Source organism: Nonomuraea sp. NPDC001684, assembly GCF_053596515.1.
In genome coordinates this window covers 1-11,369 of record NZ_JBSFGJ010000305.1, presented here as the reverse complement: position 1 = coordinate 11,369, position 11,369 = coordinate 1, and the positions used below count along the sequence as shown (strand labels likewise).

Below are 11,369 nucleotides of genomic sequence, written 5' to 3'. Positions count from 1 at the left end.
CGGCGGGGCAGCGAGTGGAACCGGCTGGCCTCCTGCCCCGACCTGCGCGGCCCCTACCGCGACGACTACGCCTACCTGAGCACGCTCCCGGCCGACGCCACGGCCATGCGCGACCGCCTCTACCAGTCGGCCCCCAAGGGCGACAAGGACGTCGATCCGGACGCCGTCGCCTTCACCCGCGCCGGCGACCTCGTCAGGGAGAACTACCTGCCCAAGGCGCAGCGGGACGCCCTGTTCGAGGCGGTGAAGGCGATCCCCGGCGTCGAGGCGGCCGAGGGCGTCGCCGACTCCTCGGGACGCGTGGGCGTGGCGCTGGGCCGGGTCGCCGACTGGGGCGTGCGCGAGGAGCTGATCTTCGACCCGGCCGGGCACGAGTTCCTGGGCGAGCGGCAGGTCGTGGTCGACGCCAAGGCGGGCGCGCCCAAGGACAGCGTCGTGGCGTTGACGGCCCAGCTCGACGTCTCCGTGGTGGACGCGCTGCCGGAGGCCCCCGACGCCGCCGCCGACGCGAGCTGCATGCCGGAGACCCAGGCACCCACGCCCATTCCGTCGGAGTCCGGCCCGACGACGGAGAAGCTGCCGACGGCCGAGGCGACGATCACGTTCACCCCGGAGCCGACCAGCGTGCCCGCGGTCGAGCCGACCGGCGAGCCGGAGCCGACGGTGACGCGTACCGTCACCCCTACCCCGATGGGGAGCGCCCCCGCCGGTTCGTGACCCCCAGCAGGCCCACAGGGCGCGCCGTCACGGCGGCGCGCCCGCGCAGGGTCGGCGGCCGCTTCCTGGAGGGCCGCCGGCCGTGGTACGGCGGGTGGCCCGACCAGGCGAAGCCGTAGGAGACCTAGAGCGACCTAGAGCTCTTCGAGGACGGCGGCGAGCTGGTCGACCGCCCAGACCAGGTCCTCCTCGGAGATCACGATCGGCGGCGCGAGCCGGATCGTGGACCCGTGGGTGTCCTTGGCGAGCACGCCGCGCGCCATGAGCGCCTTGGAGACCTCGCGCCCGGTGCCGAGGGCCGGGTCGATGTCCACGCCCGCCCACAGCCCGCGCCCGCGCACCGCCACCACGCCCTTGCCGGCCAGCTCGCGCAGCCGCGCGTGCAGCACCTCGCCGAGCCGGGCGGCCCTGGCCTGGAACTCGCCGGTGTTCAGGATGTCGATGACGGCGATGCCGACCGCGCAGGCCAGCGGGTTGCCGCCGAACGTGGACCCGTGCTGGCCCGGCTTGATGACCCCGAGGACGTCCTCGTCCGCGGCGATGGCCGAGACCGGCACCACGCCGCCGCCGAGCGCCTTGCCCAGGATGTAGACGTCGGGGACGACGTTCTCGTGGTCGCAGGCGAACGTGCGGCCGGTGCGCCCGAGGCCCGACTGGATCTCGTCGGCGATCATCAGCACGTTGTTCTCGGTGCAGATGCGCCGGACCTCGGTCAGGTAGCCGTCCGGCGGCACCAGCACGCCCGCCTCGCCCTGGATCGGCTCGACGAGCACGGCCACGGTGTTGTCGTCGATCGCCTCCCTGATCGCCTCGGCCGAGCCGTAGCGGACGATCTTGAATCCGGGCGTGTACGGCCCGAACCCGTCGTGCGCGTCGGGGTCGGTGGAGAAGCTGATGATCGTGGTGGTGCGGCCGTGGAAGTTGTCCTCCATCACGATGATGTTGGCCTGCTCCGGCGCGACGCCCTTGACCTCGTAGCCCCACTTGCGGGCCACCTTGATCGCGGTCTCGACGGCCTCGGCGCCGGTGTTCATCGGCAGGATCATGTCCTTGCCGGTGAGGTCGCCGAGCCCGGCGCAGAACTGGGCGAACTGGTCGTGGTAGAAGGCCCGGCTGGTCAGCGTGAGGTTCTTCAGCTGCTCCTGGGCGGCCTCGATGATCTTCGGGTTGCCGTGGCCGAAGTTCAGTGACGAGTAGCCCGACAGGCAGTCGAGATAGCGCTTGCCCTCGACGTCGGTGACCCACGCGCCGTGCGCCTCGTGGATGACCACGGGCAGCGGATGGTAGTTGTGCGCGCTGCGGCGCTCGCTTACTTCGATCAGCTCTGCGCTGGTGCTCATGTTACTTCTCCCCCCTGATCTCCAGTGTGCAGCACTTGGGACCGCCGCCCGCCTTGCGCAGCTCCGACAGCTCGACCGGGATCACCTCGTAGCCGTGCCGCTTGAGCTCCAGCTGGAGCCCGGACGCCTCGGAGTTGATCACCACGTTCCGGCCGTCGCTGACCGCGTTGAGGCCGAGCACCTCGGCGTCCTCGGCGGTCGCGATCACCGCGTCCGGGAACATCGCGCGCAGCACCTCCTGGCTGCCCTGGGAGAAGGCGCCGGGGTAGTAGGCGACGTTGCGGCCGTCGAGCGGGAACAGCGCGGTGTCCAGGTGGTAGAAGCGCGGGTCGACCAGCTTCAGCGAGACGACCGGGCGGCCCAGGTACTCCTGCGCCTCCTGGTGGGCGACCACGTCGGTGCGGAAGCCGGTGCCGGCCAGGATGACGTCGTCGAGGGTGAGGAAGTCGCCCTCGCCCTCGTTGACGTGCGTGGGCTCCAGCGTCGGGTAGCCGCGCTCGACGAACCAGCGCAGGTAGGCCGGGCCCTCGGGGCCGCGCTCGGGGAAGGTGAAGCGGGCGCCGTAGACCCGGCCGCCGACGACCAGCGCGCCGTTGGCGGCGAACACCATGTCGGGCAGGCCCTCGATCGGGTCGATGAGGCTGACCTGGTGCCCGAGCTCCTCGTACGCCGACTTCAGCCCTTCCCACTGCCGGATCGCCACCTCACGGTCGGCGCCGGCCTCGGGGTCCATCCACGGGTTGATGGCGTACTCGACCGCGAAGTAGTCCGGGCGGCACATGAGGAAGTGTTTGGGCATGCAGGGCTCCGTCGTCGTCAGTTCAGGGGAAGTTCCCGTGTCGGGGGAGACGGGGACAGCCTAAGAATTGACGTTTGCGCAGGCCAAGCGGTGCGCATTGCGCGTTGGCGCAGGTCTGTTGCGTCTATCGGCCGGTGACGTGCGATCCGTTGCGCGAGTCCGTCAGGGCGGCTCCCGGCGGGATGTCCACCAGCCGCGACAGCACGATCGAGCTCTTGGTCCGTACCACGAAAGCCTCCGCCGCGATGCGCTCGATGACCCGCTCGACGTGCCGCACGTCGGTGGCCCTGATGTGCAGCAGCGCGTCGGCCTCGCCGGTGATCGTGGCCGCCGCCACCACCTCGGGGAACCTGGCCACGGCCAGGGCGATGTCCGACGGCTTGGTCTTGCCCTGGCAGAACAGCTCGACGTACGCCTCGGTGGTCCAGCCGAGCGCCTGCGGCGCGACCCGCGCGCTGAAGCCGGTGATCGCCCCGCTCTTCTGCAGCCGGTCGACCCGCCGCTTGACGGCCGACGCGCTCAGCCCCACCTGCTGGCCGATGTCCGCGTAGGTCGCGCGGGCGTCGTCGACGAGCGCCGCGATGATGTCACGATCGAGCCGGTCCAGTTCCACGGGCTCTGTATACCGCCTGGCCAGGCTGGCGCGCGACGAGCGCCGCGCGGGAGACTGGGCGTTCGGTCCACTGCCGGAGGATTGCCGCCACATGAATATCGCACGTTTTCCCGAGGGTTTCGTCTGGGGGGTCTCGACGTCGGCCTTCCAGATCGAGGGCGGCACGGCCGCCGACGGCCGCGGGCCGTCCATTTGGGACGCCTTCGCCGGTGGCCCGGCCGACGCCTGCGACCATTACCACCGATATCGCGAGGACGTCTCGCTGATGAAAGAGCTGGGAATGGCCGCGTACCGGTTCTCGGTGAGCTGGCCGCGCATTCTTCCGGACGGCTCGGGAAAGGTGAACACGGCCGGTCTCGACTTTTATCAGCGGCTGGTCGACGCCCTGCTGGAGGCGGGCATCACGCCGTTGGCCACCCTTTATCACTGGGATCTGCCGCAGGCGCTGGAGGAGCGCGGCGGATGGCCGTCCCGCGACACCGCCCGCTGTTTCGCGGACTACGCGGCGATCGTGGCCGAGCGGCTCGGCGACCGGGTCGGCACCTGGTTCACCGTGAACGAGCCGTGGGTGGCGGCCTTCGTCGGCCACGGCTCGGGGGTGCACGCGCCGGGCCGCCGGTCGGCCGCCGAGGCGTTCAGGAGCGCCCATCACCTGCTGCTCGCCCACGGCCTGGGCGCCCAGGCCCTGCGCGCCGCCGGGGCCGCCGAGGTGGGGGCCGTGCTCAACTTCTCGCCCGTGCTGACGCCGGCCCAGGTCGGCGACCCCGACCGGCCGCTGTCGGAGGAGGACGCCGAGGCCGTGGCCAGGATCGACGCGCTCGTCCACCGGCAGTTCCTCGACCCGATGCTGCGCGGCGCCTACCCCGCCGACCTGCTGCCGGTCATCGAGGAGCACGCGGGGCTCGGGCACGTCCACGACGGCGACCTGGCCGACATCGCCCAGCCGCTCGACCTGCTCGGCGTCAACTACTACGCGCCGGCCGTCGTCCAGGCGCAGCCCGGCGAACCGGCCGACCCGGCTTATCCGGGAAGCGCGGGCGTGCTTTTCAGCACCATTCCCACGGCGGTCACCGCGATGGGCTGGCCGATCGTCCCGAACGCCCTGTCGCTGTTACTGCGGCGGCTCGCCAGCGAATATCCAGAACTCGAACTGATGATCACCGAGAATGGCGCGGACTTCGTCGACACGGTCACTCCCGACGGCATTCACGACGTCGACCGCGTGCATTTCATCGAGGAACACCTGCGGGCCCTGCGGACCGCCGTCGAGGAGGGCGCCAACGTCCGCGGATATCTCGCCTGGACGCTGCTCGACAATCTCGAATGGGCCGAGGGGTACCGGCGCAAGTTCGGCCTCGTGCACGTCGACTTCGACACCCAGCGCAGGCGGCCCAAGGACAGCGCATTGTGGTACCGCGACGTCATCAGGCGAAACGGCCTGACCGAGGCCCCGCCCAGGCGTCCCACGCTGGAGACGGTGGCCGCCCGCGCCCGCGTCTCCCGGGCCACGGTCTCCCGCGTCGTCAACGGCGAGGCGTCGGTCAGCCCCGAGGTGCGCTCCACGGTCCTGCGGGCCGTCAAGGAGCTCGGCTACGTGCCCAACGCCGCCGCCCGCAGCCTGGTGACCCGGCGCACCGACACCGTCGCGCTCGTGCTGCCGGCCCCCAGGCGCGCCGCCGACCCGATGGTCGCGGCCGTCGTCCAGTACGTGACGAGCCTGCTGGAGGGGGCGGGCAAGCAGATCACCCTCATGCTCGCCGACACCGCCGAGAGCCAGCGCCGCATCGTCCGGCACGCCGAGGCGCGCCTGGTGGACGGCGTCGTCCTGCTGCCGCCCGAGCGGGGCGACACCCTGGCCGAACGGCTCTCGCGCACCGGCGTGCCGCTCGTGCTGCTGGGCCGGCCGCCGGTCGCCTCGCTGGTGCCGTACGTGGACGCCGACAACGCCGCGGGCGCGGCGGCGGCCACCGAGCACCTGCTGGCCACCGGCCGCCGCCGGATCGGCATGATCTGCGGCCCGATGGACCTGGTCGCCACCCAAGACCGGCTCGCCGGCCACCGCGCGGTCCTCGACCGCGCCGGGCTGCGGCCCAGACTGGCGATCGGCGACCTGACCCGGGCCTCCGGCACGGCGGCGGCCGGCCAGCTCCTCGGCGACGCCCCCGACCTGGACGCGATCTTCGCGGCCGACGACCAGATGGCGATCGGCGCCCTGTCGGCCGCCCGCGCCGCGGGCCGGCGGGTGCCCGACGACCTGGCGATCGTGGGCTTCGACGACATCGACGCCGCCTCGGCCACCACCCCGGCCCTCACCACCGTCCGGGTGCCCGTGACCGAGCAGGCGCTGGCGCTGGCGCGGCTGCTGCTGTCGCGGCTGGAGGGCCGGAGCACCACGCCGGTCGTCCTGCCCACCCGGCTGGTGGTGCGGGAGTCGGCCTAGATCTGCCGCTCGAACAGGCTCGGGAAGACCTTGGACACCTTCGACAGCAGGTACTCGCCGTAGGTGCCGGTGAAGTCGACCTGGCCGTCCCAGCGCTCGCCGGCGGCGTAGGGGAGGGGCGGCACCACGCTGTCCCAGCCGGGGTCGAAGAAGAACGGGTAGCTCAGGCGCTCGTTGCCGCTGCGGTTGCGCACGCGGTGCGGGGTCGAGCGGTAGCGGCCGCCCGTGAGCTTGTCGAGCATGTCGCCGATGTTGCAGACGAACGTGCCCGGCAGCGGCGGCGCCTCGATCCAGCCGTCCGCCGTCCGGACCTGGAGGCCGCCGTTGGCGTCCTGGAGGAGCAGGGTGAGCAGGCCGTAGTCGGTGTGCTCGCCCACGCCCCAGGTCTCGTCGTCGTCCGGGGGCGCGGGCGGGTAGTGGAAGACGCGGAACAGGACGGTCGGGTCGGCGGTGTAGCCGGTGCGGAAGTAGCCCTCGTCCAGGCCCAGGCTGAGCGCGATCCCCGACATGACCGCCTGCGCGACCCCCGTCATCGTGTCCAGGTAGGCGAGCACGGCCTCGCGCAGCTCGGGCACCTGGACCGGGAACTGGTTGGGGCCGTGCAGCGGGAGCGGGCCGGGCGGCTCCTCGGCGCCGAAGTAGAGGCCCTCCTTCAGGTCCGGACGCCCCGAGGTCAGCTCGCCGCCCACCGGGAAGAAACCGCGCCAGGCCGGGCCGCCGCGGTCCATCGAGATCTCGTCCTTGACCTCCTCGGGCAGCGCGAAGAAGCGCCTGGCGGCGGCGCCGAGCCGGTCGAGGAGCTCCTGCGGCACGCCGTGCCCGCGGACGTAGAAGAAGCCGCTGTCCCGGCAGGCCGCGCCGATCGCCGCGCCGACGGCCTGCCTGTCGCCGCCCGGGGTGTCGCCGAGCAAGGGGGAGATGTCGATCACCGGCAATTCGCGCACCGTCTCATTGTCCCCCAGCCCGGGGGCGGCGGGCCGGGCCCTGGGTACGCCCGCCGCCCCCGAGGAGGACCCTGAGAGGGGTCAGGCCGTCGAGAAGGTGAACCAGTTGACGTTGACGAAGTCGGCGGGCTGGCCGCTGCTGAAGGTCAGGTAGACGGTGTGCGTCCCGGTCACCCCGCTGATGTTGGCGGGGACCGTGCGCCAGCTCTGCCAGCCGCCCGTACTGGCCAGCGCGAAGTCGCCGATCGGCGGGGCGGACGGGCTGTCCAGCCGCACCTGCACCAGCCCGCTCACGCCGGCCGCCGCCCCCGACGCCACCCTGGCCTTGAACTGGCGGGCGGGCTCGGAGCCGAAGTTCACCCCGTCGTAGCGCAGCCAGTCGCCGTTCGCGATGGCGCCGACGTTCTGCCCGCCGCCGGTGTCGGTGGTGGCCTCGACGATGGTGTCCGACTGGGCCTGGTAGCGCTCGGCCTGGATGGTGGAGCGCGCGTCCACGCCGCCCGGGACGGTCGGGGTCGCCGTCGGCGTGGAGACCGTGCCGCTCTGCCAGACGGCCACGTAGTCCACCAGCAGCGGATGCCCGGGGACGGTCGCCGCCGTCGGCGTGCCCGTGCCGGCCAGGGCGTTGGGGAACGCGCCGCCCATGGCCAGGTTGAGCAGCAGGAAGTAGCCGCCGTGCCCGGTCATGTCGGTCCAGGTGGTGGCGTCGAGCTGGTTCTGGCTCACGCTGTGGAACTGCTGGCCGTCGACGTACCAGCGGAGCTGGTTCGGGCTGGCGGCGCGGTCCCACTCGAAGCGGTAGGTGTGGAAGGCCGACTGGCAGGACGATCCGGGGCAGGCCCGGCTCGCGCCCAGGCCGGTCGTCTCGTTGCAGGGCCCGCCGGGGCTGACGCCGCAGTGGAGCACGCCCCACACCGAGTTGATGCCGTTGACGTTCTCCATGATGTCGAACTCGCCGATGCCCGGCCAGTTCCAGTAGTTCCCCCGGTACGGCGCCCCGAGCGCCCAGAACGCCGGCCAGTAGCCGAGCGCCGCCTGCCCGGTCACGTCCGGCATCTGGATCCGGCCCTCGATGCGCAGGACGCGCCCGTCGGCCGGTTTGAAGTCGGCCCGCCTGGTCTCGATGCGGGCCGAGGTCCACTCGCCCGAGCCGCTGCGCAGGGGCGTGATGCGCAGGTTGCCGGAGCCGTCGAGGCTGACGTTGGAGGTGCTGGAGGTGTAGTTCTGGATCTCGCCGGTGCCCCAGTTGCCCGGCCCGCCGGGGTAGCCGTGCCCGGTGTCGATGATCCACTCGGCGGACGAGGGCGGCGTGCCCGCCGAGCCGTTGAAGTCGTCGGACCAGACCAGCGACCAGCCGGACGGCGTGGACGGCACGGACGCCGAGGCGCTGACGGCCACTTTGACGAGCAGGCCGGTGAGTGCCACGAGCACCACCGCCACGGCCACCAGGCGGCGCCTGTGCCGGATCTCTGTTGTCATCCCTGCTCCATGGGGGGTGGTGGAGTCGAGCGAGAGAGCGCTCTCTTGACGCGACGTAAACACGGTGCTGACCGCGTGTCAATATGGGAGAGCGCTCTAGAGCAGGTCGACGGACGACGTCCCGGCGGCCTCGAACGCCGCCCGCCAGAAGCTCTCCAGCAGCGAGAACCGGTCAGGGTCGGACTTCTTCGCCCGCACGAATCCATGCACCACCACCGCGTACCCGGACAGGTCCGGCAGCAGCCGCGCGCCGAGCTGCTTGACCGCGTACCGCAGGGCGCCCAGGACGTCCGAGCCGCGGCCCTCCTTGGGGCAGTCGAGCAGCTCGGCCGCCCGGGGGAGCACCTGCGTGATCCGGCGGGCCCTGGGTCGACGACCGCGCCGCACACCGGGCCCGGATCCGTGCCGCACCCGCTCACCGGGCCCGCGGCCAGCGCCAGCACCACCACGACCCGCCCGGACAGGCCCGTCATCGGCGCCCTCCGGCCGGGGCGGTCCGTGGGCCCGTCCGGCGGGTCTCCTCGTCCGAACGGCCGCGGCAAGAACGCCATCCGCGTCTCCTGGCTCCGGCCGGACCGGACCTCGGCTCGAATGTCCCTGGATTTCAGACTAGTCCGTCATGTCCTTTTCTGGCGGGGCGATTCGGCGCCCGCACGCGAAACGGCGGCCACCGGCGCCCTGATCGGGAGCCCGTGACCGCCGTCGTGTCCGGAGGGGGAGGTGGCCGCTCAGCCCTTCTCCGCCTCGCCGGTGGCCTGTTCGAGCGCGTCCTCGGGCGAGGCCTCAAGGTCCTGCTCGGCGTCGGCGCCGGCCTGCGCAGAGGCCTTGTCCAGGCGCACCCAGCTCGTCACGCTCTCCACCGCGAACAGCACGAACAGGTACGCCGTCAGCACCGCGAGCACCGGCGTCAGCCAGCCCAGCGCCGCACCGGCACCGATGATCAGCAGGCGCAGCTCCCAGCCGAGCCCCGCGTGGAACACCCACGCGGGCGGCCAGATGCTCTGCCGGGTGCGGTAGACGGTGTCGTAGGTGTGGTAGCCCACGACGTAGACCAGCACGAACAGCAGCCACTTCGGCGCGCCGGCGGCCAGGCCGATCGCGATCATGGCGAGGAACTCGGTGCCGCGCAGCAGCGGCGGGGTGAGCCAGTCGAAGCGGCCGAGGTGGTCGCGCGGCGCGGTCGGCAGCACGAGCAGCAGCGTGATGGCCACCGGCACGAGCAGCAGCGGCCCCTTGTCGGGCAGCCCGACGACGGTGACGGCGACGACGGCGAGCAGCGCCACGAGCGTGGCGGGCACGGGCGGCAGGCCCTTGCCCAGCTTGCCCGCGAGGGCGTGCACGAGCGGGCCGTCGTCGCGGTAGGCGAGCAGGCGGGCGGTCTGGATGCGGCGGCGTTCCTCGTCGGGGTCCGGCGTGGGGGTGGCCATGGCCTGCGGTTGAGTGATCATACGAGCGACCTCATGAGGCGTCCGGTGAGGGTGTAGGCGGCGGCGACGGAGCCCCAGATCACGAGGGTGAGGAAAGTGATCCGGGCGTCGAAGAGGGCGGCGGTGATCGCGATGGCCGCGAACCGCTCGCCGATGGGGAACACGATCATCTTCCGCGCCCAGTGGACCGCGCGGAACTTGCCCGCCCTGGTCCACATCTTGAGCACGCCGCGCAGGCCCTGACTGCGCTCGACCTTGCGCCGCTCCAGCGCCCTGCGCAGGTCGCGGTCGTCGGGGGCGTCGAGCGGGAGGGTGGGCAGCTGCCCGGGCGGCTTGCGGCGGTTGGAGATGCCGAAGGAGAAGTCGAGCAGGTGGCGTACGGACTGGAGCCCGATGGCGGCCAGCGCCAGTATCCAGATGTCGTCGCCGTTGCCCGAGACGACCCAGCCGACGGCCAGGCCGGCGAAGACCACGTATTCCTTGAAGCGGTCGAAGGTGGCGTCGAGCCAGGCCCCCAGCACGCCGAACTTGCGGGCGTACCGGGCCACCTGCCCGTCGACGCAGTCGAAGACGAAGGCGAAGTAGATCAGCAGGCCGCCGGCGACCATCCACGGCCGGTCGCCGGTGGCGAAGCAGGCGGCGGCGGCCACGCCGAGCAGGATCGAGATCAGCGTCACCTGGTTGGGCGTGAGCCCGCGCCGCGCCGCCCAGCGGGCGATGAAGCGCGAGTAGGTGGAGACGAAGTAGGTGGTGAAGAAGCCGTCGGCGCCCTTGACCGCGTTGTTGAGCCGGGCGCGGTCCTCGTTCATGCCGGCCATCTCGGCGCCGGCCTCGTTGACCTCCTCCGGCGTGCTCACCCGGCGGTAGAACAGGTCGCGGCGGCCGCGCACGCCGACCGACACGCCGTTGCGCACCAGGCCGAACACCACGAGCTGGACGAGGTCGTCGTCCGCGCCGAAGCGGTCGGCCATGAGGGCCAGCTCGCGGCAGGTCTGCGCGAGCACGGGGGCGTTGCGGGCGCTGATGTGCAGCGGGCCGAGCAGCACCGCGTTGGGCCTGGTCACCGCGTGGTTGGCGGTGCCGACCGACACGACGCGCGACTTGCCGACGCGCGCGCGCACCGGCAGCCCCTCGAGCCGGCCGTAGCCGATCTCCGGGTCGGCCTCGTCGATCGGTACGGTGTCCTCCTGCGCCTCCTCGGTCACCTCCAGACGCGGCTCCTTGGCCACGAGCGCCAGCGCGCCGCGCTTGGCCTTGGTGATCTGGTAGATCAGCTCGTCGTGGACGACCGAGTTCTGGGGGATGATGAAGAGGCTCTCCGTTGCCGATTCTGCGATGTCGGCCAGGGCGCGAAGGGCGGCGGCCACGTCGCCGGTCTCGATCGTGGCGGGCCGCGGGTCATAGGAGACGAGCTGGCTGCGCAGCCGCTCGGCCACGGTGGGATTGCCGGGCAGCGCGGCCAGCCTCAGGCCGGTCGGAGAGGTGTCGGGGCCGGGCGAAGAGCCCAGCAGGACCACGCGGGTCATGACTCCCTTTCGAGGCAGTAGCGGGGGGTTGAACAACGGGTGATGCGGGGACAGACGTCAAAGTCTAGTGACGGCAGGGCAAAC

The 11,369-nt window shown here is 72.1% G+C and carries 9 protein-coding genes and 1 pseudogene; 2 read left to right on the top strand and 8 right to left on the bottom strand.

Annotated elements, in window-relative coordinates; translation table 11 throughout:
* Positions 1 to 717: pseudogene (locus tag ACWCSD_RS36680) on the top strand (hypothetical protein); the annotation flags it as partial.
* A gap of 134 nt (positions 718 to 851) precedes the next feature.
* Here the strand turns inward: ACWCSD_RS36680 and rocD are convergent.
* The 3 genes from rocD to ACWCSD_RS36665 form a co-directional block, all read right to left on the bottom strand.
* Complete coding sequence (gene rocD / locus ACWCSD_RS36675) at positions 852 to 2,057, bottom strand: ornithine--oxo-acid transaminase (protein WP_387672562.1); 1,206 nt, start codon at positions 2,055 to 2,057, stop codon at positions 852 to 854.
* 1 nt (position 2,058) lies between these two features.
* Positions 2,059 to 2,856, bottom strand: a complete 798-nt coding sequence (gene ddaH, locus ACWCSD_RS36670; protein ID WP_352323414.1) for a dimethylargininase — start codon at positions 2,854 to 2,856, stop codon at positions 2,059 to 2,061.
* Positions 2,857 to 2,980: 124 nt separating this feature from the next.
* Entirely contained in the window at positions 2,981 to 3,469 is a 489-nt protein-coding gene (locus ACWCSD_RS36665; protein WP_387672565.1) for an Lrp/AsnC family transcriptional regulator, read from the bottom strand.
* A gap of 91 nt (positions 3,470 to 3,560) precedes the next feature.
* On the opposite strand from ACWCSD_RS36665, the gene ACWCSD_RS36660 reads away from it, so the two are divergent.
* On the top strand, positions 3,561 to 5,909 hold the full coding sequence (locus ACWCSD_RS36660) for a GH1 family beta-glucosidase (protein WP_449921883.1): 2,349 nt from the start codon (positions 3,561 to 3,563) through the stop codon (positions 5,907 to 5,909).
* Here ACWCSD_RS36660 and ACWCSD_RS36655 read toward each other — a convergent pair.
* The 5 genes from ACWCSD_RS36655 to ACWCSD_RS36635 all read right to left on the bottom strand — a co-directional run bounded on the left by ACWCSD_RS36655 (position 5,906) and on the right by ACWCSD_RS36635 (position 11,285).
* Positions 5,906 to 6,853: an isopenicillin N synthase family dioxygenase gene (locus tag ACWCSD_RS36655; RefSeq protein WP_449921881.1), complete on the bottom strand. Its 948-nt coding sequence runs from the start codon at positions 6,851 to 6,853 to the stop codon at positions 5,906 to 5,908. The two genes, ACWCSD_RS36660 and ACWCSD_RS36655, sit on opposite strands and share 4 nt — an antisense overlap.
* Positions 6,854 to 6,934: 81 nt before the next feature.
* Entirely contained in the window at positions 6,935 to 8,332 is a 1,398-nt protein-coding gene (locus ACWCSD_RS36650) for a glycoside hydrolase family 16 protein (protein WP_449921879.1), read from the bottom strand.
* Between the two features lie 96 nt (positions 8,333 to 8,428).
* Positions 8,429 to 8,677, bottom strand: coding sequence for a hypothetical protein (locus ACWCSD_RS36645; RefSeq protein ID WP_397160603.1), 249 nt, complete (start codon positions 8,675 to 8,677; stop codon positions 8,429 to 8,431).
* 383 nt (positions 8,678 to 9,060) lie between these two features.
* Complete coding sequence (locus tag ACWCSD_RS36640) at positions 9,061 to 9,780, bottom strand: DUF5941 domain-containing protein (RefSeq protein ID WP_352323408.1); 720 nt, start codon at positions 9,778 to 9,780, stop codon at positions 9,061 to 9,063.
* Positions 9,777 to 11,285, bottom strand: coding sequence for a CDP-alcohol phosphatidyltransferase family protein (locus ACWCSD_RS36635; RefSeq protein WP_449921877.1), 1,509 nt, complete (start codon positions 11,283 to 11,285; stop codon positions 9,777 to 9,779). Before ACWCSD_RS36635 ends, ACWCSD_RS36640 begins: the two co-directional genes overlap by 4 nt.
* Positions 11,286 to 11,369 lie beyond the last annotated feature (84 nt).